General features: G+C 72.0%; 17 protein-coding genes. 11 read left to right on the top strand and 6 right to left on the bottom strand.

Going from position 1 to position 25861, the window contains the following annotated elements; all coding sequences use genetic code 11:
• The first annotated feature begins 1 nt into the window (after position 1).
• The 5 genes from QSK30_RS06890 (at position 2) to QSK30_RS06870 (ending at position 13255) form a co-directional block, all read left to right on the top strand.
• Entirely contained in the window at positions 2-6430 is a 6429-nt protein-coding gene (locus QSK30_RS06890) for a hypothetical protein (protein ID WP_285500522.1), read from the top strand.
• 265 nt (positions 6431-6695) lie between these two features.
• The gene (locus QSK30_RS06885) at positions 6696-11672 is read left to right on the top strand and encodes an NAD-glutamate dehydrogenase (protein WP_285500520.1); all 4977 of its coding nucleotides are present in this window, start codon (positions 6696-6698) and stop codon (positions 11670-11672) included.
• Positions 11673-11813: 141 nt separating this feature from the next.
• Positions 11814-12155, top strand: a complete 342-nt coding sequence (locus QSK30_RS06880) for a hypothetical protein (RefSeq protein WP_285500519.1) — start codon at positions 11814-11816, stop codon at positions 12153-12155.
• Positions 12156-12195: 40 nt separating this feature from the next.
• Positions 12196-12627 (top strand): acyl-CoA thioesterase, encoded by a 432-nt coding sequence (locus QSK30_RS06875; protein WP_285500795.1) that lies wholly within the window; start codon positions 12196-12198, stop codon positions 12625-12627.
• The gene (locus tag QSK30_RS06870; RefSeq protein ID WP_285500517.1) at positions 12620-13255 is read left to right on the top strand and encodes a DUF8010 domain-containing protein; all 636 of its coding nucleotides are present in this window, start codon (positions 12620-12622) and stop codon (positions 13253-13255) included. Before QSK30_RS06875 ends, QSK30_RS06870 begins: the two co-directional genes overlap by 8 nt.
• A 6-nt stretch (positions 13256-13261) precedes the next feature.
• Here the strand turns inward: QSK30_RS06870 and QSK30_RS06865 are convergent, their stop codons facing one another.
• The 3 genes from QSK30_RS06865 to QSK30_RS06855 form a co-directional block, all read right to left on the bottom strand.
• Positions 13262-14839, bottom strand: coding sequence for a glycoside hydrolase family 13 protein (locus QSK30_RS06865; protein WP_285500516.1), 1578 nt, complete (start codon positions 14837-14839; stop codon positions 13262-13264).
• A gap of 73 nt (positions 14840-14912) precedes the next feature.
• A complete protein-coding gene (locus QSK30_RS06860; protein ID WP_285500515.1) occupies positions 14913-15296 on the bottom strand; it encodes a globin in 384 nt (127 codons plus the stop codon).
• A 24-nt stretch (positions 15297-15320) separates the two neighbouring features.
• Positions 15321-16295 carry a mechanosensitive ion channel family protein gene (locus tag QSK30_RS06855; RefSeq protein WP_285500514.1) on the bottom strand — a complete coding sequence of 325 codons (975 nt, stop codon included), beginning with the start codon at positions 16293-16295 and terminating at the stop codon, positions 15321-15323.
• A 164-nt stretch (positions 16296-16459) separates the two neighbouring features.
• On the opposite strand from QSK30_RS06855, the gene QSK30_RS06850 reads away from it, so the two are divergent.
• Positions 16460-17134, top strand: coding sequence for an HNH endonuclease (locus tag QSK30_RS06850; RefSeq protein ID WP_502871801.1), 675 nt, complete (start codon positions 16460-16462; stop codon positions 17132-17134).
• Between the two features lie 10 nt (positions 17135-17144).
• On the opposite strand, the gene QSK30_RS06845 is transcribed toward QSK30_RS06850, so the two are convergent.
• Positions 17145-17546, bottom strand: a complete 402-nt coding sequence (locus tag QSK30_RS06845) for a hypothetical protein (protein WP_502871803.1) — start codon at positions 17544-17546, stop codon at positions 17145-17147.
• A gap of 400 nt (positions 17547-17946) precedes the next feature.
• Between QSK30_RS06845 and QSK30_RS06840 the strand changes: the two genes are divergently transcribed.
• The 3 genes from QSK30_RS06840 (at position 17947) to QSK30_RS06830 (ending at position 19495) form a co-directional block, all read left to right on the top strand.
• Positions 17947-18426 carry a hypothetical protein gene (locus QSK30_RS06840; RefSeq protein ID WP_285500511.1) on the top strand — a complete coding sequence of 160 codons (480 nt, stop codon included), beginning with the start codon at positions 17947-17949 and terminating at the stop codon, positions 18424-18426.
• Positions 18427-18756: 330 nt separating this feature from the next.
• On the top strand, positions 18757-19008 hold the full coding sequence (ctaJ, locus tag QSK30_RS06835; protein ID WP_285500509.1) for an aa3-type cytochrome oxidase subunit CtaJ: 252 nt from the start codon (positions 18757-18759) through the stop codon (positions 19006-19008).
• Positions 18995-19495: a DUF5130 family protein gene (locus QSK30_RS06830; protein ID WP_502871800.1), complete on the top strand. Its 501-nt coding sequence runs from the start codon at positions 18995-18997 to the stop codon at positions 19493-19495. Before ctaJ ends, QSK30_RS06830 begins: the two co-directional genes overlap by 14 nt.
• Positions 19496-19751: 256 nt before the next feature.
• On the opposite strand, the gene pepN is transcribed toward QSK30_RS06830, so the two are convergent.
• Positions 19752-22322, bottom strand: coding sequence for an aminopeptidase N (pepN, locus tag QSK30_RS06825; protein WP_285500508.1), 2571 nt, complete (start codon positions 22320-22322; stop codon positions 19752-19754).
• Positions 22323-22518: 196 nt separating this feature from the next.
• Between pepN and QSK30_RS06820 the strand changes: the two genes are divergently transcribed.
• Complete coding sequence (locus QSK30_RS06820; protein WP_285500506.1) at positions 22519-23157, top strand: mycothiol-dependent nitroreductase Rv2466c family protein; 639 nt, start codon at positions 22519-22521, stop codon at positions 23155-23157.
• Positions 23158-23300: 143 nt separating this feature from the next.
• A complete protein-coding gene (locus QSK30_RS06815) occupies positions 23301-24728 on the top strand; it encodes an aldehyde dehydrogenase family protein (RefSeq protein WP_285500505.1) in 1428 nt (475 codons plus the stop codon).
• A gap of 253 nt (positions 24729-24981) precedes the next feature.
• On the opposite strand, the gene QSK30_RS06810 is transcribed toward QSK30_RS06815, so the two are convergent.
• Positions 24982-25782, bottom strand: coding sequence for an MBL fold metallo-hydrolase (locus QSK30_RS06810; protein ID WP_285500503.1), 801 nt, complete (start codon positions 25780-25782; stop codon positions 24982-24984).
• Positions 25783-25861 lie beyond the last annotated feature (79 nt).

Raw genomic sequence — 25861 nt, 5'->3', positions numbered from 1 at the left:
CGTGGCGGCCTGGAACGAGTTACCCGCGGGCACGGGCTCGTCGGAGTGCGAAGCACTCGTCGACGTCGCCGATCGCCTGCGGTCGAGCGCACCCGAACTGGCTGTCCAGTTCGCCGCGCGCTCGCTCGGCTCCGGCGCCGCCACGCCCGCGGTCGCCACGCGCGCGCACGTGCTGCTGGGCACCGCGCTCGTCCGGCTCGGCAGGCACGCCGAGGCGGTCGAGCCGGGGGTGGCCGCGCTGCGCGCGGTCACCAGCGGCGGCCAGGTCGACCAGGCCGCCGCCGTCCGGGTGGCGCTCGCGGCGTGCGCCCGGGTGCTCGGCGAGCCGTTGGTCGGGTGCGAGTTCCTCCGACCGGTCTTGCAGACGAAGACCGCCCGGCCAGCGGTCCGGGCGGCGGCACTAGGGCAGTTCGTCGCTTGCGCCGCGCACGTCGGCGGTCGCGACGACCTGGAGGACGCACTCGGCGAGGCCGACCGGCTGCTCGCCGCCGATGAGGACCTGGGTCTGGACGAGCGCAGGCTGGAACGGTCCCTGCTCGCCGTGCGCGCGTCGTCCTACCACCGCAGGCACGGCGACACCGAGGCCGCCACCGAGTCCGCGCGGGAGGGGCTCTCCCTGCTCAACCGCGTCGCCGACACGGGCACCGAGGGCGGCCTGGTCCGGTCGCGACTCGTGCTCGAACTGGTCTGCGCGCTGCTCGACGACGGTGACGTCGACGAGGCGTCCCGGGTGGCCGCCACGGCCCTGTTGGAACCCGTGCGGGCGACCTCGGCGATGGCCCTGGGCCGGATGCGACTCGCCCTGGCCACCCGCGTCCTGCTGCCCTCGGGTCGTGCCGAGCACGGCCGGGCCCTGCTAACCGACGTGGTGCGCAGCGCGGAACGCCACGGCCTCGACTCACTGCAGGCCGACGCGTGGACGTTCCTGGCGCACGCGGAGGAGGAGGCGTCCCACGCCACCGAGGCCCTGCACGCCCTGCGATCCGCGCGAGCCGCGGAATACCGCTACCTCCGCGCGGGCGAGGCGGCCCGGTCCGCGCTGACCGCCGAGGTAGGCGCGGTCCACGACGCGGAGAACGTGATTTCCTTGCTACGCAACACAGTCCGCCCCGCGGCGGTCGCGGTGCCTGCGCAGCAGGGAACCCGACAGGGCAAGTCCGGGCCGGGCCAAGCCACGGTCAGGCAGTCAGCGCTGCAACAGGCCGCGCTCAAACAGGCCGCGGCCAAACTCGCGGCGGCGAAACTGGCAGCGGCAAGTCAACCGGCCACTCATCAGCCGGCCGCACATCAAGCCACAAGTCAAGCGGCGACAAGTCAAGCGGCGACAAGTCAAGCGGCGACAAATCAAGCGGCGACAAATCAAGCAGCCGCATACCAAGCAGCGGCCAAGCAAGCGGCTGCTCGCCAGGCGGCCGCCAAGCAGGCGGCCCTTCGGCAGTCGACGTCGAAACACCCCGCCGCGCGGCAGGCGGACCGAGCTGCCGCCATCCTCGCCGACGCCGACACCGAACCCATGTCCCAGACCGACCGCACCGGCCCGAGCCGCGCGGACGCACCCCGCGCCCACACCGGCCGCGCGGAAGGCGCCCACACCGGGCCTGACGGCGACAACTCCGAACCCGGCCGCGATCGCCCAGCTCGCACGGATCCCGGCCGTGCCGCTCTGGATCGTGCCGCTGTCGACCGCACCCCCACCCTCCCGGCGACCCCTCACCAGGAGGGTGGTTTCCCCGAGGGCGGGGACCCCCGCCCGACCGGGTCACGGCGCCGCGAGGCAGATCCCACCGGCTCCGAAGACACCGTGGCACCACCCGACGCCGCAGGCGAGGACGCCATCGCCCACACCGTCTCCAGCCGTGGCGAGTCCGGACACGAGCAGCCCGGTGGCACTGAGTCCAGCCGTACTGACTCCAGCCGCAGTGCTTCCAGCCGCTCTGACTTCAGCCGCACTGACGCCGGCCTCGACGACGTCAGCCGCAGTGCTTCCAGCCGCGGTGAGTTCGGCCGCCCCGGAGCCGGTCGAGCCGACACCGGTCGCGCGGACGAGGTGACCGACCTGTCCGCGGCGTTGTTCGCGGCCGTGTTGGTGCGGATCAGTCCGGTGGGTGTGGCCGACCCGGTGGAGCCGATCGAGGCGCCGGTGCCGGTCGGCGGCGAGGTCACGCTGAACGCGCTGGCCACGCACGTCCGAGACCTGGCCCCCGGCACGGCCGAACTCCTCCGCTCCGACCGCGGCGAGTTCGCGGTGCTGTTGCCCGAGACCACCCTCGACGAGGCCGAACAACTGGCCACCGCCATCCGCGAGACCGCCGAAGAGGCGCACTGGCTCATCGACGACCACGGCCAGGAACTGACCATCCGCACCGGTGTCGCCGCCCGGCCGGGTACCCCCGACGGCCCTGATGAGGGCATCGAGCCGCTGCTCCTCGCCGCCCGCAACGCGTTGACCACCCTCGACGTCACGGCCCCGGCCCCGGTGGTCCCGCGCCGCGCCGACAACCTCCGGCGCGCCGCCCAGGCCAAGGCGGGCGCCGCCCGGAGGTTCACCGGAGCGGACCCGGCGGATGCCGAGGACTCACCAACCCTGCCGATCCTGCCCGGCAAACGCGCCGCGAGCCCCGGCGTCCTCGCGGCCCGCGAGGCCCTGCGCCAGCAGACAGCAGCCGCTGGCTCGCCGTCCGCCCAGGGTCCCGACCGGCTCACCCCTGCCACCTCGGACTCGCGGCCATCGCCAAGAAGGCGGTTCGACACCACGGACCCGTCACTGTCGACAAAGGACTCGTCGAACGTGGGGCCCCCCACGGACTCAACCACCCGCGCACCTTGGTCGCCGAGCCACGCCGCCGCGGAACCAATAGCCGAGTCGCCCGCCGAGCAGACACCCACACACCCCGCGACAACTTCATCCCGGTCGCCGAGCCACGGCCCAGCGGCCAACCCGTCGGCAGAGCACGCGCCTGCCGACTCCAAGCCCGCCAATTTCACACCTGCCGACTCCACGCCCGCCGGTTCCGCGCCCGCCGACTCCACGCTCGCTGACTCAGCGCTCGCCGGTTCTGCGCCCGCCGACTCCACGAGGGCCCCATCGTGGTCGTCGAGCCGCGACCGGTCCGAACCCGTCGGTGATTCGTCCACGGCGCACCGGCCACCCCGCTCCGCCGAGGCGGCCGCGGACACCGCCGTCGACTCGCCGGTCGAAGACAGTCCCTGGGCGATCGCCGACCCGCCGGGGCGGCGCGCGCGGGAGACCGCCAGGCCGTCCGGGATACAGGCACGGCTGAGCGCCGACTCGGCCACCGAGGGCACCGCCGAAGCCCTGCTGTCCGAGCTGCGGGCCCGAGCGAACGCGGAGTTCACCTCCGACAACACCAACCAGCCACCGATGTCGGACGAACAGCGCCGCCGCCCACGCCGGTCTACCGCCATTCCTCGGCAGGGCTCACCCGCCGGCGATGCCGCTGTCCACCACTTCTCCGGCGGCGTGCGCCGAAGCCACGCCGCCGAACCACCGGCGAACACCCCGGACACCTCTGACCAACCGACCCCCAACACCGGCACCGCCTCCGGTGCCCACCACCCACCGGCCACGGCCACCACGCCAAGCCCCAGCGATACCCCGGCCCGCCGCAGCGACCTCCTCGACACCCCTGCCACGACGCAGTGGCGCAGCGACACCACCGATCCCTCCGCAGGAACGCCGCAGCGCAATGCCGCGGCAGACCTGCCAACCACCCCACGCCGTAGCGACACCGCGGATACTCCTGCCACCACGCAGTGGGGCAGTGGCACCACCGACGCCTCTGCCGGCACGCCGCGTCGTAGCGCTGCTGTCGACCGGCCGGCCACCTCACCGCGCCGCAGCGATAGCGCTGCCACCGCGCGACGCGGCGATCCCCTCGGCACCCCTGCCACTACACCATGGGGCAGCGACATCGCCGATACAGCCGCTGGCACGGCGCGGAGTAGCGACGCTGCCGACACCCCCGCCACCACGGTGCGGCGTAGCGATACCGCCGATACGTCCGTCCCCGCGGGGCGTAGTGCGGTCCCCGACACCGCTGCTGGCACGCCCCGGCGTAGCGACACCTCTGACACCCCCGGCACGACTCCGCGACATGGCGATGTCGGGCACATCCCCGCCGCCACGTCCACGGCTGCCACCCCTGGAGGCATTGGCGCGCAGGAGATCGACGCCGCCACCGCGCACGGTCGCCGGGCTGCCCGCCGAGCCAAGGCGGCCGGTGAGTCCACTGTGGATGATCCGGGTTCGGTGTCCCCGAAGGACTCCGAGGGCACCGCCGATGCCCAGTCCGTCCTGAGCCGCTTCGGTGTCAGCGCTGAGGGATCGGGCGGCAGGCGTCGCGCCCCGGACGACGACGAGTACTACTTCGACCCCAACGCATTGGTCGGCACCGATCTGCCCGCGCCCCCGATGCTGCCCCCGTCGATGGGGGTGTTCGACAGCTTCCCCTGGGACGAGGGCCCCACCGCCCCCCTCACCCCTTCCGCCGTCATCGCCCGGCGCGCAGAGCCCGGGCCGCACCTGTCCGGTCCTTTGGACGCGCCCCGCCTAGGTGCCCCGACGTCAACCGCTGACACTCCCGCCCAGGAGTCCACCGCTTCCAGCACCCCCGCGAGCCAGGCCCGCGCCACGATCCCCGAGCCGCCCGTCGGGCCGGACATCCCCCAGCCCCCCGGCCGCACGGTGAGCCCTGAGACCCCGGAGCCCCCGACTCCGGAGATCCCCGAACCCCCGGACCCGTCCGAGATCCCCACTCCCGGCGCCCCGGGCACCCCCGAGGTCGACCCCCCGCCGACCACTCACACCGCCGCGGGCGGTCGTCGAGCCAAGCCCGACGCACCCGAATCCACCGCGCTGCCGACCGCCGCAGCACTCGACGCACCCAAGACAGCCGCGGCACCCGGCGCACCCAGGACAGCAGACGCGCCCGCTCGTCGCGTCCAACCCGAGCCCACCCACCCAGACCCGCAGTCCACCGCGGAGCCTTCTTCCACTGGTCGTCGCGCCAGGCCGGAGTCCGCTGACCCGGTCGCGACGCAACAGAAACCCTCTGGCACAAGGGAAAACTCCAACACCGCCAACGCGGGCACTGTCGCCAAGCCCACCCCGGAGGCAGCCCGGGCGGCTGACATCGCCGACCGCCGGGCCATCGATTTCGCGGCCCGGTTGCGCGGCCTGCCGCGCGCGTCCGCCCTCGCCGCCACCACCCCGGCCGAACCCGACTCCGCGCGGCTGTCCGCGCCGCCCGACCCCGAGCCCACACCGACCCCGGTCACGTCCACAGCCGGGGACGCGAGTCCGGCTGACCACCGTGACGATCCAGCCCACCGTGACGATCCGGACCAGGGAGACGATCCGGACCAGCGGGACGATCCCGCCCGCGATCCAGCGGCGGATCGCCAGACCCTGCCCACCCGCAGGCGGCGGCCGCCCAGCAGCAGGCGGGACCGGACCCACTCCAGCGGTCTCGCCGAGCTGCTCGCCGAGGCGCTGGTCGCGTTCCAGGCGACCCAGCCCGACGGTGGGCCCACCGGTGACGCCGAGTCCGACGCCGCCCGCTGGTCCGACGAGGGCTGGCCACCGGCCCCCACCCCCGACACGTCCACCGGCGACGACGAGGACGTCGACGACCTCACTGAACCTGTGAAGCTGGCCGACCTGCTCCGCTCGCCGGAGTTGCGGCAGCTCAGCGAGCACTGGCCCGCAGCCGACCCCTCGCCTGCCAACCCGTCGCCTGCCAACCCCTCGACTCTCGACCTCCTGCCCGCCGACCCCCCGTCCACTCCCGCACTCGCCGACGGCGCGCACCGCCAGTCGCCGTCCGCACACGCCGCAGTCCCGCCCGCGCACGCCGACGACCCGTCGAGCAGTGGTCACCACCGCGCCCCCGGTACCGGCCGCAGGCGCGCCCCCGAACCGCCCGCCGAGCCCTGGCCGGGCGAGGCCGACCGGGATCACCCAGGCGCGGACTCCGCCCCCTGGCAAAGCTCGGCGCACGCCCAAGATCCGCACACCGAGTGGCCAGACCCGCGCGGCGCATCGGCGGACGAGCGGGATCCGCAGCCGAACTGGCCGGGCTCCACCACCTCCCGCGCCCAACGCAGGCACTCCGCCGACTCGAACACCGACGCAAGAGACACCGACGCAAGATCCACCGACGCGCGAGGTGGGCAACCCGTGGGCCAGGCCACCGGGACGTGGCGGTCCTTCCCCACCGGGGACACCGACGACTGGCAGCCCGCCGACCGGTTGTCCGATCGCTGGACGACCGACGCGCGCGCCGCCGAGCCCGCCCCGGGGGAGGCGCGCCGGACCGATCTCTCCGGGTTGCCCACCCCGCCCAGTGGCATCCGCGGCAGGCACCGTTCGTCCGAATGGGCGCCCGCGGACATCGACAGCGGCGGATAGCGGCGAACAAAGGCGGACGAGGGCGGAAAGCGGCTGCCGACGGCGCAACGGGTGCGGCACGGTCTCAGGTGGATTTTCGACATCAGGACACGCGCAGGTGACCGACGTGCCACGGTAGGCGGAACAGGTAGTTCCCGTACTGGAAAACAGCATTTCACCCGCTGGGCCGCTCGATCCCGACCTGCGGGCCGGGGCCCGGACGGCACTAGTGTGTGGGGTGCATGCGGCACAGCGGCGTGCCGCCAAGCGTGGAGCCAAGGACACAATGACCTCGACTGGATATTCGTCCCGCACCGACGGAGCCGTCAGCGTCGACGGCTCGGAGTCGGCCGGACGGCCGGTCAACACCAGCCCGGAACAGACCAGAGACGACCTCATCGAGCGGGCCGCGCAGCAGGCGCCCGACATCGCGGACCTGCTGCGCCTGTACTTCCGCTACGTCCCGCCGGAGGAGGTCCTCGACGACCAGCCGGTGGACCTCGTCGGCGCCGTCCGCTCGCACCTGCAGCTCGCCGAGCGGCGGGTGAAGGGCCGCCCCGCGGTCCGGATGCTCAACCCCACCGCGGCCACCGACGGCTGGCGCGCCGACGGCTCGGTCGTGCAGATCGTCACCGACGACATGCCCTACCTCGTCGAGTCCGTCAGCGCCGAGCTGGTGCGCCGCGGGGTGCAGGTGCAGCGGGTGGTGCACCCGATCGTCGTGGTGCGCCGCGACCTGACCGGCGACCTCAAGGAGGCCCTGCCGACCTGCGACCCGGACGCGCCGCCCGCGGACGCCTTCGCCGAGTCGTGGATGTACATCGAGGTCGACCTGCTCACCGACGCCGACCGCGCCCGGGAGATCGAGACCGGCCTGCTCAGCGTGCTCAACGACGTCCGCGAGGTCGTCGAGGACACCGACAAGATGATGACCACCGCCACCTCGCTGGCCCGCGAGCTGGAGGAGAACCCGCCACCGCTGGACGCGGCGCAGGTGCACGACGGCGCCGCCCTGCTGCGCTGGCTGGCCGAGGGCCACTTCACGTTCCTGGGCTACCGCAAGAACGAGCTGGTCCCCAGCGGCGAGGACGGCGAGCCCGCCCTGCGCGCCGTGCTGGCCAGTGGCCTGGGGGTGCTGCGCCAGGACAGCCTGGCCGCGCGCAGCCTCACCGCGGGCCCGGACGCGCTGGCGCACGCGCTCGCGCCGAGCCTGTTAGTGCTCACCGAGGCCAGTGCCCCGTCCACGGTGCACCGCTCGACCTACCCGTACTACGTCGGCGTGAAGACCTTCGGCCCCGACGGCGAGGTCTCCGGCGAGCACCGCTTCCTCGGCGTGTTCACCACGAACGCGCTGCACGAGGACGTGCTCGACATCCCGGTCGTGGCCCGCCGGGTGCGCGAGGTGATCCACCAGGCCGGCTTCCCGATGGAGTCCTACTCCGGGCAGCGGATGCTGGAGGTCATCCAGAACTGGCCGCGCACCGAGCTGTTCTCCACCAGCGCCGAGTCGCTCTACGCCACCGCCACCGGCGTGCTGGCCCTGGCCGACCGGCGCAGGCTGCGCCTGTTCCTGCGCCGCGACCCGTACGCGCGGTTCTTCTCCTGCCTGGTGTTCATCCCGCGCGACCGCTACACGACCACCTCCCGCATCGCCATGCAGGAGGTGCTGCTCGACGAGCTCGGCGGCACGAACCTGGAGTTCAGCACGCGGGTGGGGGAGACCCCGCTGGCGCAGGTGTACTTCATCGTGCACACCGACCCGGGCAGGCACGTCGACCCGGACGTGCAGCGCATCCAGGAGCGGCTCACCGAGGCCGTGCGCAGCTGGGAAGACCGGATGGTCGAGGCCGTCTTCGCCGAGCAGCGGGGGCAGCTCGACGCGGGGTCGGGCACCGGGGTGGAGTCGGCCACCGAGCAGGGGCAGCGCTTCGCCAGCGTGTTCCCGGAGGCCTACAAGGAGGACTTCACCGCCACCGAGGCGCTCGCCGACCTGCGCCGGTTGCAGAGCCTGTCCTCGGACGACGACCTGGGGATGTCCTTCTACGTCCCCAAGGACGCCGCGCCGGGTGACCGCCGCTTCAAGCTCTACCTGACCGGCGGCGGTGTCACGCTCTCGCAGGTGCTGCCGGTGCTGCAGAACATGGGCGTCGAGGTCGTCGACGAGCGCCCGTACGAGCTGCGCCGCGAGGACGGCACCCGCTGGTGGATCTACGACTTCGGGCTGCGCATCGAGCCCGCGGTGCTCGAGGGCCGCACGGCCGAGCAGCTCGACCGGATCAAGGTCGACTTCCAGGACGCGTTCGCCGCGATCTGGCGCGGTGAGGCCGAGCCGGACCGGTTCAACGCCCTGGTCCTGCGCGGGTGCCTCACCTGGCGCCAGGCCGCGATCCTGCGCGCCTACTCGCGCTACCTGCGCCAGGCGGGCACGCCGTACTCGCAGGAGTACATCGAGGACGCAGTCCTGGCGCACACCCCGGTCGCCACCGCGCTGGTCCGGTTCTTCGAGAACTGCTTCGACCCCACGCTCTCCGAGCAGGCCCGCGGCGGCCACGCCACCGCGCAGGCGGCCGAGATCACCGAGTTGATCGACGGGGTCACCAGCCTCGACGAGGACCGGATCCTGCGCAGCCTGCTCACCGTCATCCGGGCGACGCTGCGCACGAACTACTACGTCCGCGACGCCGACGGCGCGCCCCGGCCGTACCTGGCGGTGAAGCTGGAGCCGCGCGCGGTGCCGGAGCTGCCCGAGCCGCGGCCGCGGTTCGAGATCTTCGTCTACTCCCCCCGGGTCGAGGGCGTGCACCTGCGCTTCGGCTCGGTCGCCCGCGGCGGTCTGCGCTGGTCGGACCGCAGGGAGGACTTCCGCACCGAGGTCCTGGGTCTGGTCAAGGCGCAGGCGGTCAAGAACGCGGTGATCGTCCCGGTCGGCGCCAAGGGCGGGTTCGTGGTCAAGCGCCCGGCCGCGCCCACCGGCGACCCGAGCCTGGACCGCGAGGCGTTCCTGGCCGAGGGCATCGCCTGCTACCGGATGTTCATCTCCGGCCTGCTCGACCTCACCGACAACCTGCAGGCCGGGCAGGTCGTGCCCGCCAGGGGCGTGGTCCGCTACGACCCCGACGACACCTACCTGGTGGTCGCCGCGGACAAGGGCACCGCCACCTTCTCCGACATCGCCAACGAGGTCGCGATGAGCCGCGGCTTCTGGCTGGGCGACGCGTTCGCCAGCGGCGGCTCGGTCGGCTACGACCACAAGGCCATGGGCATCACCGCCAAGGGCGCGTGGGAGAGCGTGAAGCGGCACTTCCGCGAGCTCGGTCTGGACACCCAGACCGAGGCGTTCACCGTGGTCGGCGTCGGCGACATGTCCGGTGACGTGTTCGGCAACGGCATGCTGCTCTCCGAGCACATCCGCCTGGTGGCCGCCTTCGACCACCGGCACGTGTTCATCGACCCGAACCCCAACCCGGCGGTCGGCTTCAACGAGCGCAAGCGGCTCTTCGAGCTGCCGCGCTCGTCCTGGGACGACTACGACCGCTCGCTGATCAGCGAGGGCGGCGGCGTCTTCCCGCGCACCCTCAAGGCGATCCCGATCAGCCCGCAGGTCGCGGCGGCGCTGGGCCTGCCCGCGGACGTCGGCAAGCTCTCGCCGCAGGAGCTGATGAAGTCGATCCTGCTGGCGGAGGTCGACCTGCTCTGGAACGGCGGCATCGGCACCTACGTCAAGGCGAGCACCGAGTCGCACGCCGACGTCGGCGACAAGGCCAACGACGCGCTGCGGGTCGACGGCTCGGCGCTGCGGGTCAAGGTCGTCGGCGAGGGCGGCAACCTGGGGCTCACCCAGCGCGGCCGGATCGAGTTCGCGCAGGCCGGCGGCAAGATCAACACCGACGCGCTGGACAACAGCGCCGGGGTGGACTGCTCCGACCACGAGGTCAACATCAAGATCCTGCTGGACCACCTGGTCCGCGAGGGTGGCCTGCACCGCGAGGAGCGCGACTCGCTGCTGGCCGAGATGACCGACGAGGTCGGCGAGCTGGTGCTGGCCGACAACTACCGGCAGAACGCGGTGCTCGGCGTCAGCCGGGCGCACGCCGCGCCGATGCTGTCGGTGCACGCCCGGCTGATCGACGCGCTCGAGCAGGGCGACGGGTTCGACCGCAGGCTGGAGGCGCTGCCCTCCCGCGAGCAGTTCAAGGCCATGGACAAGGCGGGCGAGGGGCTCACCTCGCCGGAGCTGGCCACCCTGCTCGCGCACGTCAAGCTGGCGCTCAAGGAGGACGTGCTCGCCAGCGAGCTGCCCGAGCAGGACGTGTTCGCCCGCAGGCTGCCGGAGTACTTCCCGACCCAGCTGCGCGAGCGGTACGGCCCGGACATCCACGCCCACCCGCTGCACCGGCAGATCACCACCACGCTGCTGGTCAACGAGGTGGTCGACGGCGGTGGCGTCTCGTACGCGTTCCGGCTGGCCGAGGAGACCAGTGCCAGCGCGACCGACGCGGTGCGCGCGTTCGCGGTGGTCACCCGGATCTACGACCTGCCGTCGCTGTGGGCCGAGATCGACGCGCTGGACAACGTGGTGCCCACCGAGGTCGCCGACGCCATGGTGCTCGAGACCCGGCGACTGCTCGACCGGGCGTCGCGGTGGCTGCTGTCGAACCGGCCGCAGCCGCTGGCGGTGGGCGCGGAGATCAGCCGCTTCCACGACGTGCTCACCGGGCTGGCGCCCTCGGTCGGTGACCTGCTGCGCGGTCAGGCCCGCGAGGAGGCCGCCGCCGACGCCGAGCGGATGGTCGCCGCCGGGGTGCCCGCCGCGCTGGCCAAGCGGATCTCGGGGCTGCTGGACGCCTTCGGGCTGCTGGACATCACCGAGGTCGCCGAGCTGGCCGAGCAGGACGCCGGGGTGGAGACCGAGCGCAGCGCGGTGGAGACCGCGGAGCTGTACTACGCGCTCTCCGACCACCTCAACATCGACGCCATGCTGACCTCGATCAGCGCGCTGGAGCGGGGCAACCGCTGGCACGCGCTGGCCCGGCTGGCGCTGCGCGACGACCTGTACGGGTCGCTGCGGGCGATCACGCTCGACGTGCTGCGGCAGGGCGATCCCGGTGAGCCCGCCGACGCCAAGATCGAGGCCTGGGAGCGCACCAACGCCTCCCGGCTGGGCCGCTCGCGCGCGGCGCTGGAGGAGATCCACGCCGCGGGCAGGCTCGACCTGGCCACGCTGTCGGTGGCCGCGCGCCAGATCCGCAGCATGGTCCGCTAGGCCACCCTTCCTACCGCCGGTGAGCTACTGACAAGTAATCACCGGCGGTAGGAAGGCCAGGCTGATGGGACTGCTCGCGGAGCCGTTGACCTTGTCCTGTGGGGCGACCCTGCCCAACCGGCGCTGAGGGAGCCGCGCAACGTGGCTCTCCCGCGCGATCCGGACCCGGCCGAGTACTCCGACTGGGCCTCGGTCAAGCTCAACAGCGCCGACTCCCAGCGCGGTGGCTTCACCGAGGACGAGTCCCTTGACGTCGTGCGCGCGCTGGGCGAGGCCGGGCTCGACCTGCTCTCGGGCACTGGAACCGCCGCCCGCTCCTGCCGCAAGACCGGTGTGCGGCTCACCGACAGCTGGGTGGAGATCCAGTGGCACCCACGGCAGACCCGCCGACCCGCGCCGCGGCGCGCTGCGGTCGCTGGTCACCGCGGTCACCGCCGATCCGCTCCACGCCCTGCGCCGGGTCCGCGGCTGACCCAGGGATAGGGTCATGCGCACCGGGATCGGCACGTGGGAGGGACATTCGTTGGGTGTGTTCGTCACCGAGGTGCGTCCGCGCTGGTCGGACATGGACCTCTACGGCCATGTCAACCACGCCAACACGGTGACCCTGCTCGAAGAGGCCCGGGTCGACCTGCTCTTCCGGGAGGCCGCCCTGCGCGGCGCCGACGACCTCGCCCGCGGCGTGGTCGTGGCGCGGCTGACGGTGGACTACCGGGCGCCGCTGTTCGCCAACGGCAGCGGCCTGCGGGTCGCCATGTCGGTGCGGGAGATCCGGGCGGCGTACTTCGTGCTCGACTACCAGGTGCACACCGGCCCGACCGAGGCCGACCCGATCGGGGTCACCGCCTCGACCACGCTCGCCCCGTACGATCTGGTCGGGGCGAAGCCGAGGCGGATCACGGACACCGAACGCGACTTCCTGGCCGCGTTCCACAGTGGGGGAAACGGTGCCTGACCTGCATTTCGACGATCCGTCCGAGCGTGCGGACCTGGGCGCGTTCGTCGCCAGGGCGGTCCGGCTCGACCAGCAGGCCGTCGTGCGCCTGCGCGGCCGCGAGGGCGGCCTGGTCGACGCCTGGGTGGCCACCCCGTTCGACGTCCTGGCCACCCGCACCGCGCGCGGCGTGGTCGACCCGTCGGACATGACAGTCTCAGGCAACGAGCTGCTGGCCGCGCTGGCCGTGGTCCGCGGCGACCACCTCGACCCCGGCCCGTCCCGCGACATGCTGTGGCGTTCCGCGCTGCCGCCGACCAAGCACTGGCAGCTGGTCGACATGCTGCCCGCCGCGATGGTGTCGGAGCTGGCGGACAAGGGCCTGGCGGTCGCGAAGGACAACGTGGGCCCTCAGGGCACCCCGCCCGCGTCGCTGCTCGACCAGGCAGTGCTGACGGTCACCGGCGACGGCCTGGAGATCAAGGTCCCCCTGCGCTGCCTGTTCGCCTTGTCCGGAATGGGTTTCCTGGCCGACAACGGCGCGGACGAGGTCATCCGCGTGACGGCCACCGACTCCTGGATGCGCCTCGACGCCCGCTACGGCGCCGTCGTGCGCCGCCGCCACGCCCTCTTGCCGCTCTTGGTCTAAGAGCGGTCACACCAGCCAGACGCTGGTTTCCGGGGGGAGCTCCGTGTCCGATACCGGCGCTGAGGACAGCAGGATCTCTCCCGGCGGGAGCGGCACCGGTGCGCCAGAGGTGTTGAGCGCGCAGATAAGCCCGCCGCCCTTGCGGCGGAACGCGAAGCACCCCGGCGGGGCGCCGTACCACTCCAGCTCGCCGCCGCTGAACGCCGCGTGCGTCTTGCGCAGTTCCAGCGCCTGCCGATAGAGCGACAACATCGAGTCTGGGTCTTCCAGCTGAGCCTCGACCGTCAGTCCTGCCCACTCCGGGGGCATCGGCAGCCAAGTCTTATCGCCCTCGGTAAAGGCGAACGGTGGCTCTGACCCTTCCCACGGCAGCGGTACCCGTGCCCCATCACGGCCGCGGTCGGTGTGCCCCGACCGCTCCCACAACGGGTCTTGTAGCGCCCAGTCCGGTAGTGCTACGTCCGGCAGCCCTAGTTCTTCGCCGTTGTACAGGTACGCCACCCCGGGTAACGCCAACTGCACCAACGCCATCGCCCGCGCCCGCCGCACTCCCAGGTCGCCCCCGCCGTAACGGGTCACGTGTCGGGAGACGTCGTGGTTGGACAGCGTCCACGTCGGCGGTGACTGGCCCGCCGCGGTCAGCGAGTGGTCGATGGCCCGCCGCACGGCGTCGGCGTCGAAGTCCGCCGCCACCAGGTTGAAGTTGAACCCCAGGTGCAGCTCGTCGGGCCGCACGTACCGGGCGAACCGCTCGTCGCTCTCGACCCAGATCTCGCCGACGGCCATGCTGCCCGGGTACTCGTCGGCGACCTTGCGGATCAGCCGGTGCACCTCGTGCACGTCCTCGTTGTCGAACCGCGGGTCCTCCGCCGGGTGCGCCTGCGCCCCGGTGATCCCGATCAGGTACGCGGGCATGTCCGGCAGCCCGGCGGGCTTGGCCATGCCGTGCGCGACGTCGATCCGGAAGCCGTCGACGCCACGGTCGAGCCAGAACCGAAGGGTGCCGACCAGGTCGGCGCGCACCTCGGAGTTGTCCCAGTTCAGGTCGGGCTGCCGCGGGGTGAACAGGTGCAGGTACCACTGCCCGTCCCGCGCCCTGGTCCACGCGGGCCCGCCGAACACGCTGGTCCAGTTGTTCGGCGGCTGCGCGCCGTCCGGGCCGCGTCCGTCGCGGAAGAAGTAGCGGGCGCGCTCCCGACTGCCCGGGGGAGCGGCCAGCGCCTCCTGGAACCAGGGGTGCTGGTCGCTGCTGTGGTTGGGCACCACGTCGACGGTGACCTTGATGCCGTGCGCGTGCGCGTCGGCCACCAGCCGGTCGAAGGCGGCGAGGTCGCCGAAGAGCGGGTCGACCGCGCGCGGGTCGGCCACGTCGTAGCCGTGGTCGGCCATCGGGGAGCGGAAGAACGGGGTCAGCCACAGCGCGTCGACGCCCAGCAGCTCGAGGTACCCCAGTCGGGAGCGGATGCCCTCCAGGTCGCCGACGCCGTCGCCGTCGGAGTCCGCGAACGAGCGGACGTACACCTGGTAGAACACCGCGCCCTGCCACCACAGCGCTGCCGGGTCGGGCTCGGTGGTTCGTCGCACGATTGTTCATCCTGCCATTGGCCGTGGCCGGACTCCCCGAAGTCCGATCGGGTGATCTGTGATCTTGAACCCGTCAGGTCCAGCTGTTGAGCATGCTGTTCGCGGCCATCTCCAGGTACTGCCAGAGCTGGGCCCGGTGCGCCTCGGCCAGCCCGACCTCGTCGACGGCCACCCGCATGCACCGCAGCCAGGCGTCCCGCTCGAGGGGCCCGATCGTGAACGGCTGGTGGCGCATCCGCAGCCGGGGGTGTCCGCGCTGGTCGGAGTAGGTGTGCGGACCGCCCCAGTACTGCATCAGGAACAGCCGCAGCCGCTCCTCGGCGGGACCGAGGTCGGCCTCCGGGTAGAGCGGCAGCAGCACCTCGTCGCGCGCCACCTCGGCGTAGAACCGCGCGACGATCTTGCGGAAGGTCTCCTCGCCGCCGACCGCGTCATAGAAGTTCTCGGGATTGCCCACCCCACCATCCTTACGCACGGGTGGCTAGGCGGGCGGTGACGGGGGGAACATCCGGCCCATCGGCGGCTGCACGCCCTCTTCCTCCATGGCCCCCATGGCCCGCGCGCGCAGCGCCCGCTGGACCGCCCACTGCCTGCCCGGGCGCACCTTCACCGTCATCCGGATGGTGATGCTCTCCGGGGTGACCTTCTCCACGCCCAGGATCTCCGGCGGCTCGATCACGTCGGAGGAGAACGGCTCCTCGCCGGTGACCTGGGTGGCGACCCGGCCGAGCACGTCGATCACGGCGTCCACGTCGGCGCCGTAGCCCACCGGCAGGTCCACCACGGCGACCGCGAAGCCCTGGCTGGAGTTGCCCACGCGCAGGATCTCGCCGTTGCGCACGTACCAGACGGTCCCGTTGACATCACGCAGCGTGGTGACCCGCAGCCCCACCGCCTCGATCGTGCCGCTGGCCGGGCCGACGTCGACGACGTCACCCACCCCGTACTGGTCCTCCAGCATCATGAAGATGCCGGACAGGAAGTCCTTCACCAGGTTCTGCGCGCCGAAGCCCAGCGCCACCCCGACGATGCCCGCCGAGGCGATGATCGGGCCCAGCTGCACCCCCAGCTCGCCCAAGGCGAGGATGAAGGCCAGGCCGTAGACCAGGAACGTGATCACCGACTTGAGCACCGAGCCGATGGTCTTGGCCCGCTGCTGGCGCCGCTCGGACACCAGCGAGCCCAGCGCCTGTGGGGCGCGCTCCTTGAGCGGTCGCAGCAGCGCCGGGGTCTTGCCGTTGCCGGAGGTGAGCCGGTCGATCACCCGGCGCAGCGCGAACCGGATGGCGAAGGCGATGGCGAAGATCAGCAGGATCTTCAGCGGTTTGGCCACCAGCCAGCCCGCCGAGGCCGCCAGCCACTCGTTGCCGGTCAGCCGCCACACCTCGGCGCACCAGGTGCCGTCCTCGGTGATGCACTTGGGCGGTTCCATGTTGAAGGGGAGCGTGGAATTCATCGGCGCCGACGATAGCCGGCCCCGGTCGAACGGGGCGAAACGGGTGCGCCCGGCGGAGCCGTTCACCGGGATTTTCCCGGGTGATCCGGGACACGTCGGATAACACACGTGCGCACCGGGCCTGGTTTGTGGTCGACTTAGGCAGCACCGGTGGAGGTGGTCGAGTGCCAGAGCGACAACCGACCCGCTTCGGCGCGCCCACTGGGCACGTGCCGCGGCCAGCGCTGTGCCCGGATCCGGGCCCCGCTCCCGCGCCCGCCCGAGACGCCCCGAGCTTCGTCGGCGTGCCCGCGCCACCCCCGCTCATCCCCCCGGTGACCACCTGGGGCAGGCGCCGGGTTCTCCTGCTCAACACCACTTTCGAGCCGCTCACGGCGCTCTCGCTGCGCCGGGCCGTCGTGCTCGTGGTGTGCGGGAAGGCCGAGGTCGTGCACGGTGACCCGGCGGGCATGGTCGTGCACTCGGCGACCTCGAGTGTGGTGATCCCCTCGGTGATCCGGCTCAGCAGCTACGTCCGCGTGCCCTACCGCGGCCGGGTCCCGCTGACCCGGGCAGGTCTGATGCACCGCGACCGCTACCGCTGCGCGTACTGCGGTGGTCGAGCGGAGACCATAGATCATGTGATTCCCCGCAGTCGCGGGGGGCAGCACACCTGGCAGAACTGCGTGGCGTGCTGCGCGAAGTGCAACCACCGCAAAGCGGACAAGATGCTCGCCGAACTGGGCTGGCGGCTGCGCGTCGTTCCGACGGCGCCACGGGGCCCGCACTGGCGGCTGCTGGCCGGGGTGGTCGACGCTGATCCGCTGTGGCTGCCCTACCTGGGCGAGCCGGCGGCCTGAACCGGGAGGACTAAGCGGTGGTGACGCGAGTGCCCGAGGTGACCCGGGTGCCGCGTTCCCGCAGCGTGACGCGGGTGCCACGGGTGACGCGAGTGCCCCGCTCCTGCGAGGTGACCCGGGTACCGCGGGTGACGCGAGTACCGCGCTCCTCAGCGGTGACGCGGGTGCCACGGGTCACGCGAGTGCCGCATTCCAGCGCGGTCACGCGGGTACCCCGAGTGACGCGGGTTCCCCTGGTTACGCGGGTGCCGCATTCCAGCGCGGTCACGCGAGTTCCGCGGGTGACACGCGTTCCCCTGGTCACCCGAGTCCCGTTCTCCAGAGCGGTGACTCGAGTCCCGCGAGTTACACGGGTGCCACACTCAAGGGCGGTCACACGGGTCCCGCGCGTGACGCGAGTCCCGCGGGTCACGCGGGTGCCGTTCTTCAACGCGGTCACACGGGTCCCGCGGGTCACGCGAGTTCCGCGGGTGCCGTTCTCAAGGGCGGTGACACGGGTGCCGCGCGTGACGCGAGTTCCCCTGGTCACGCGAGTTCCGTTCTCCAACACAGTCACACGGGTGCCGCACTCCAATGCGGTCACGCGAGTTCCGCGCGTGACGCGAGTCCCACGGGTCACGCGAGTGCCGTTCTCCAGCGCCGTGACGCGAGTCCCGCGGGTCACTCGCGTGCCGCACTCCAGCGCAGTGACCCGAGTTCCCCTGGTTACGCGGGTGCCGCACTCCAGCGCGGTGACCCTGGTTCCGCGAGTTACCCGGGTCCCACGAGTCACGCGAGTGCCGTTCTCCAGTGCCGTGACCCGGGTGCCGCGGGTGACTCGCGTCCCCCTGGTCACCCGCGTCCCGTTCTCCAACAACCACTTGCCCTCGCCCGCCAGCGCCGTGACCCGGGTACCCCTGGTCACCCGCGTGCCGCACTCCATGGCGGTCACGCGGGTCCCTCGGGTCACCCGCGTTCCCCTGGTCACCCGGGTGCCGTTCTCCAGCGCCGTCACCCGGGTCCCGCGCGTGACCCGGGTCCCGTTCACCGGCCGCTCGCCCCGTTGCACGTCCGTGATGTGGCCCAGCGACGTCACCCTGGTGCCGCGAGTAACCCTTGTGCCACGCTCGGTGTTGGTCACCCGGGTCCCCCTGGTGACCCGAGTGCCCCGGCCGCCTGCGGTCACCCGCGTTCCCCTGGTGACCCGAGTGCCCCGGGTCGCCAGATCCGCCCGGCTACCCAGTTGCGTGTCGTCATCCATTTGGGTGATGATCATGGCCACGTCGAGGGAAGCGATGGTGTACATGGAGTAGCCTCCTGAGGGCAGTTGCGCATCAAAAGAGCGGAAGGTTGACTTCGCAAGGGCCGTACAGGTGAAAGCTATGACCCAGATGCGTAACGGACAAGACGTCAACCCGCTCTCCGGGCCCCGGCGTGCTCAGTTGAGGCCGTTCGCCCCTTGCCGATAGGCCCAAAGAGCTACCAGTCACGACGTCAGTCGGCCGATCAGCCTTACCAAAAGAGCACCAACCGCTCACCCGGCGCGATCACGGGCGCGGCGCCGCGGGCTCGCTCCCGTGCGGTGTCCACACCCACAGGAGGCCTCGCGGCCGGTCAGGGCCTTGTCGGCTACCGTATCGCCTGTGACGCTCGCCGAGACCCTTCTCGTCTTCGCGGCGATCCCGCTTGCCCTCTACGGCGTGATCGCCCTGCTGACCCTGCGGGACAAGTTCGCCAAGGCCCCGCGCTACCGCCCCGGCCAGGAGTGGGGGTACGAGCCGGTCTGGTGGACGGCCAACCCGGCAGGCCTGGGTGCCGAGCACACCCCGCACGCGGACCACGCGGACACCGCGCGCCCGCGCACCGCCAAGGGAGGAGCCCGTGGTGGCTGGTGAACTCGTTCGGCACGACGCCGACACAGACAATCTCGTCGAGGACCCGGAACACGGCTACGGCGCCGTGCGCACCGCCAGCGGTCGCATCTCGGTGGCCAAGGAGTACCACCGCCCCGAGCCCGGCCTCCCGTTCAACACCGTCGCCCTGACCCGGCTGGACGAGGCGCTGACCCTCTCCTCCCGCGCCACGGGCATCGGCTTCACGGTCTACCTGGGCGACCTGGGCGCGGACACCCGCGAACGCGCCGAGGACCTGCACACCGACATCCCCGGCTCCGCCGACGCCGTCCTGATCGCGGTGTCCCCCGGCCAGCGCCGGGTGGAGATCGTCACGGGCAACGAGGCGGCGCGCCGCCTGCCCGACCGGGGCTGCAACCTGGCGATCATGAGCATGGTCGCGTCCTTCAAGGAGGGCGACCTGATCGGCGGCCTGGTGAGCGCCCTGCGCATGCTGGCCGACCAGGCGGGCCACGCCCCCAAGCGCTGACGCTGACGGCGCTCCAGCGGTCTCCGCTCACCGGACACCGCTGGAGCCCACCAGTCCCAACCCCCGCCGGGACTCGCTAGACCCAATGCGTGCGCGCCGCCTGGCCGGAGCCCACTAGGCCCGCCGCGCCAACCACAGGCCAGGGCCCCGGGCCACCTCGCTGGTCAGACCCCGGCACCTCGCAGACCAACACCACCAGAGCCGCAACAGAAACGGCCCGGTCCACAATGGACCGGGCCGTCGCCGTCCCACGAGATCAGGACCCGTCGAACTCCCGGGCCGCCAGTGCCCGCACGATCCCCGCACGCCCCTCCGACACCAACCGCCGCAGGGCGGGTGGGTGCTCGCCTGCCAGCCACTTGTCCGCGGCGTCCACCGTGCTCCGCGTCACCGCCCAGGCCGGGAAGAGGCCCAGTGCCACCGATTGCGCCCGCTCGCTGGACCGTCGGGCCCATACCGGTGCGACGTCCGCGAAGTAGGACGCGGCATACGGCGCAAGCAGGTCGCGCTGGGCCGGGTGCGAGAAGCCGCCGATGATGGACTCGTTGATGGCGTTGGGCAGGTTGTCGTCGTGGATCGCGCGGCGCCAGGCCTCGGCCTTGGCCTCGGGGGTCGGTCGCAGGGAACGGCTGCGCTCGGCCTGCCGGTGCCCGGCGGCCGTGGAGTCGCGCTTGAGCTCCGCGTCGATCTCGGCCTCGTCGGCCGCGCCGTGGGCGACCAGGGCGTGCAGCAGGCGCCAGCGCAGGTCGGTGTCGACCTGCAGGCCCGCAAGCGGGGCGCTGCCGTCGAACCAGCCCCGCAGCACCGCCAGCTTCTCCGCGTCCAGCACCGCACCCGCGAGCGAGTTCACCAACGCCAGCTGGTGGTCCGAACCGGCCTCCGCGGCCCGCACCAGCTCCAAGATCCGGTCGGTGTACTGCCGCCAGCCGGTCTCGCGCGCCCAAGCCGGGTCGGCGTAGGAGCCCAGCGCGGTCTGCGCCTGCAGCAGCAGCCGCTGCACGACGCCGACCTCGGTCTCGGCCGCGAGGCCGTGGCAGACCAGGGCGACGAAGTCGCGGGCCTTGAGCTCGGCCTCGCGGGTCATCTCCCAGGCGGCCGACCAGCACAGCGTGCGCGGCAGTGGTTCGGTGATGTCGCCGATCCGGTCGATCAGCGTGGTCAGCGAGCCCGGGTCGAGCCGCATCGTGCAGTAGGTCAGGTCGTCGTCGTTGACCAGCACCAGCTTGCCCCGGCCGACGCCGACCAGCTGCGGCACGTCGGTGCGCTCGCCGTCGACGTCGATCTCCACCCGGTGCGTGCGGACGAGCTTGCCCTCGACGTCGTCGTACACCCCGATCGCGACCCGGTGCGTGCGCAGCTCGCCCTTGCCCGGCTTGGCCCCGCCCTGCAGCACGGCGAACTCGGTGAACCGGCCCTCGCCGTCGACCTCGAAGCGGGCGCGCAGCGAGTTCAGGCCGGTGGTCTCCAGCCACTGCGCGCTCCACCAGGACAGGTCGCGCCCGGAGGCCTCCTCCAGCGCGCCGAGCAGGTCGGCGAGGGTGGCGTTGCCCCAGGCGTGCTTGTCGAAGTAGACCCGCAGCCCGGAGAGGAAGTTGTCCAGGCCGACGTAGGCGACCAGCTGCTTGAGGACGCTGGCGCCCTTGGCGTAGGTGATGCCGTCGAAGTTGACCTCGACCGCCTGCACGTCCGGGATGTCGGCGGCGACCGGGTGCGTGGAGGGCAGCTGGTCCTGGCGGTAGGCCCAGGACTTCTCGATGTTGGCGAAGCTGGTCCAGGCGTGCTCGTACTCGGTGGCGCTGGCCTGGGCGAGCACGCTGGCCCAGGTGGCGAACGACTCGTTGAGCCACAGGTCGTCCCACCAGCGCATGGTGACCAGGTCGCCGAACCACATGTGCGCCATCTCGTGCAGCACGGTCTCGCACCGGCGCTCGTAGGCGTAGCGGGTGACCCGGCTGCGGAAGACGTAGTCCTCCAGGAAGGTCACGCAGCCCGCGTTCTCCATCGCGCCCGCGTTGAACTCCGGCACGAAGCACTGGTCGTACTTGCCGAACGGGTAGCCGACGCCGAAGTTGTCGTGGAAGAACGCGAAACCCTGCTTGGTCTCGGTGAAGAGCCGCTCGGCGTCCATGTGCTCGGCCAGCGAGGCGCGGCAGTAGATCCCCAGCGGGATGGTGCCGTGCGAGTCGGTGAACTCCGCGCGCCACTGCGCGTACGGGCCCGCGACGAGCGCCACCAGGTAGGTGGAGATCCGCTTGGTGGTCTCGAACTCGTGCCGCACCGCGCCTTCCACGCCGCCCTCGACGTCGGCGACCGAGGTCGACGCGCCGTTGGAGATCACCTTCCACGAGCGCGGGGCGATCACCGAGACCTCGTAGGTCGCCTTCAGGTCGGGCTGGTCGAAGCAGGCGAACATCCGCTTGGCGTCGGCGGTCTCGAACTGGGTGTAGAGGTAGACGCCCTTGTCGACCGGGTCGACGAAGCGGTGCAGGCCCTCGCCGGTGTTGGTGTAGTCGCAGGTGGCCACGACGGTGAGGGTGTTGTCCACGGCCAGTTCCGGCAGCGCGAGACCGGTCTCGGCGGTGTAGCCGGAGACCTCGATCGGGGTGCCGTTGAGCTCGGCGGAGACGACCTCGCCCGCGATCAGGTCGATGAAGGTGGCCACCCCGGCCTCGCGGCTGGTGAAGCGCACCGTCGAGCGGGAGGCGAAGGTCGACTCACCCGGCTGGCCGAGCCCGTCGGTGAGGTCCAGCTCGATGGCGTAGGACTCCACCTCCAGCAGCGCCGCGCGCTGTTGGGCTTGGTCTCGGGTCAGGTTTGGCGCGGCCACTACGACACCTCGGCGAACTCGTCGGACGGACTGGGGCGGGGAAGCACGGAACTGACAATCGCATCCAATCACGCCCCACCCGTCCGTGGTGGCCGAGCCCGCTCGGGAAGCTTTCCCAGTGCGGGTGTGTTGCACCGGGCACGGGGGCGGGTGGCCGTCCTCGGCATGCGCTGTTCGCGACACCTGGAGACGTTTGATGACTGCTGTGCGGGACACCCCCGAGCCCGGGACCAGGACCAAGGTCGACTTCTACTTCGACCCGATCTGCCCGTTCGCCTGGATCACCTCGCGCTGGATCCTCGAGGTCGAGCAGCACCGCGACCTCGACCTGCGCTTCCGCGTGATGAGCCTTTCGGTGCTCAACGAGAAGCGGACCGACCTCCCGGAGAACTACGCCGACCTGCTCCAGCGCGGCTGGGGCCCGGTGCGGGTGGCCATCGCCGCGGCGCAGGCGCACGGCGAGGAGGTCCTGCGCGACCTCTACACAGCCCTGGGCACCCGGATCCACAACGAGGGCACCAAGGACTACACCGAGGCGATCAAGGCGGCGCTGGAGGACGTGGGCCTGCCCGCCGAGCTGGCCGACGCGGCTTCCAGCACCGAGTACGACGAGGCGCTGCGCAAGTCCCACCACGAGGGCATGGACCCGGTGGGCGACGAGGTCGGCACGCCGACCATCCACATCGACGGGGTGGCCTTCTTCGGCCCGGTGCTCACCGAGGTCCCGCGCGGCGACGACGCGCTCAAGGTCTTCGACGGCGCCCGCCTGCTGGCCTCGTACCCGAAGTTCTTCGAGCTCAAGCGCAGCCGCACCGGTGAGCTGAAGTTCGACTGACCACGGCCCGGTGATCACCCCCGGCGCGCCCGGTCACCCGGGCGCGCCGCGGGCGTGCCTTCCGGCCGTGCCGTCCGGCCCACCGATGTGACACTCTGACCCTCGGATTTGCGTTCAGGTGTCACAACCGGCTTGGAGGACTCATGGCTGCCCCCGTCACCACCCGCACCGGCCACGTCATCGGCGGCAGGCTGATCGAGCAGGCGGGCGACCGGATCGAGGTGGTCAACCCGGCCACCGAGCAGGTCATCGCCACCGTCCCGGCGGGCACACCGGCCGATGTGGACACCGCGGTCGCCGCCGCCGCCGAGGCGTTCCCGGCCTGGGCCGCGGTGCCGCCCGCCGAGCGCGCCGCCGCCGTCCGCCGGGTGTCCGAGGGCCTGACCGCCCGGCGCGCCGAGATCGCCGCGACGATCACCGCCGAGATGGGCTCGCCGATCGGGTTCGCCACCAAGGTCCAGGCGACCCTGCCCGCCGCCACGTCCGCGGGCATCGCCGACCTGGTCGAGGGCGGCTACTCCTTCGCCGAGGAGGTCGGGAACTCGCTGGTGCTGCGCGAGCCGGTCGGCGTCGTCGGCGCGATCACGCCGTGGAACTACCCGCTGCACCAGATCGTCGCCAAGGTCGCCCCCGCGCTGGCGGCGGGCAACACGGTGGTGCTCAAGCCGAGCGAGGTCGCCCCGCTCAACGCCAACCTGTTCCTGGAGATCCTCGCCGCCGCGGGCATCCCGGACGGCGTGGTCAACCTGGTGCACGGCACCGGCCCGGTCGTCGGCGAGGCCATCGCGGCCCACCGCGGGGTGGACATGGTCTCCTTCACCGGTTCCACCGCCGCGGGCAAGCGCGTCTCCGCGGTCGCGGCGGAGACGGTGAAGCGGGTCGCCCTGGAGCTGGGTGGCAAGTCCGCCAACGTGGTCCTCGACGACGCCGACCTCGCCCGCGCGGTCAAGATCGGCCTGGCCAACACCTACATCAACGGCGGCCAGACCTGCACCGCGTGGACCCGCATGCTGGTCCCGGCCGCCCTGCACGACCAGGCCGTCGAACTCGCCGCCGCCGCGGCCGCGAAGTACACCGTCGGCGACCCCCTCGACGAGTCCACCCGCATCGGCCCGATGTCCTCGGCCGCCCAGCGCGACCGCGTGCTCGACTACATCCAGGTCGGCATCGACGAGGGCGCGGACTTGGCCTACGGCGGCAAAAGGGACAACCTCCCCGAGCGCGGCGCTTACGTTCCGCCGACGGTCTTCGCGAACGTGCGCTCGGACATGCGCATCGCCCAGGAGGAGATCTTCGGCCCGGTCCTGTCGATCCTCCCGTACGCCGACGAGGACGAGGCGGTCGCGATCGCCAACTCCACTGTGTACGGACTCGCGGGCGCGGTCTTCAGCGCCGACACCGACCGAGCCCTCGCCGTCGCCAAGCGCTTGCGCACCGGCCAGGTCGACGTCAACGGCGGCGCGTTCAACCCGGTAGCCCCCTTCGGCGGCTACAAGCAGTCCGGCAACGGCCGCGAACTGGGCCGGTTCGGCCTGGAGGAGTTCACCGAGGTCAAGTCCATCCAGCGCTGAGGCAACCGGGGCGGGCGGGGCCGTCACGGACCCGCCCCGCACAGCTCAACCACTGCCGCGAGCAGCCCCGGGTTGAACACAAGGCTCCCATTCAGCGGTCGTCGGCACCGACGCGGTCTTCGCCGCCGAAGTCTTCGTCGTTCTCACGCCGCATGCGGTCGTGGTCGACGCGCGGCAGCTTCTTGTGCCGCTCGACCAACTCCTCAGCGGTAAGCCGCCGAACGAGGGGCTGCGGATCGGGCTCTTCGATCGTCTACCCCACCTGCCCGTGTTCCAGGGCGGGGCGGGTGGCGTCCTCGGGGTAGGGGGAGTGCCGCAACGCCTCTTCGACGGTCAGTTCACCACTGCGCACGCCGTCGAAGAGGCTGGCCACGGTGGCCAACTCCGCCCGCTGCGCCCGGACGAATCCCGCGTCGACAGGCTCCCCATGCCCTGGGACAACCGTGCGCGGCCCCAGTTCCAACAGCGCGTCGAGCGCCGTTGGCCATTCGAGCGGGTACCCGTCCCGCCCGATCGAGGGTGGCGCCCCTTGCTCGACGGTGTCACCCGCGAACACGACGGCCGCGTCGGGCACGTGCACCAGGACGTCGTTGTCGGTGTGCCCCCGCCCGGGGTGCACGAGGGTGACCACCCGGTCGCCCAGGTCAAGGGTCACTGGATCGGTCACTTCGTGGTCTGGCAGCACGAGCCGCGCGGCCAGCAACCGCTCGGCGAGTTCGTCCTTTCCTTGTTCGCGGTAGGTCTGCGCCCACTTCTCGGCCTGGTAGCGCCCGTGCGCAACCATTTCCGTACGGCAACCCGGGTGCGCCCACACCGGCGCGCCCTCGAACGCGGTGGTCCCGAGGAAGTGGTCCCAGTGCGCGTGCGTGATCACCACCGTCCACGGTAGATCGGTGACCTCCCGCACAGCCGCCGCCCACTCGGCCCCGTGTACCTCGTCCGTGCCGGTGTCGACCACGACGCACCGCCGCTCCCCGACCACCAGCCCCAGCGTCTGGTCGAGTTCGGCGTAGCGCCGGGCGTACACCCCGTCCTCCAGTTCGATCCACGTCATCGCCCGGTTCTACACCCTGCGCCGGGCGGTCCGCCGTTCGTGGTTCGCCCGCCCGCGCCCCCCGAACGCCCGGATGGGA

The organism is Actinokineospora sp. NBRC 105648 (assembly GCF_030269645.1).
Classification (GTDB): Bacteria; Actinomycetota; Actinomycetes; order Mycobacteriales; family Pseudonocardiaceae; genus Actinokineospora.
The sequence above is the reverse complement of the archived record's forward strand: the minus strand, read 5'-3'. Positions and strand labels throughout refer to the sequence as shown.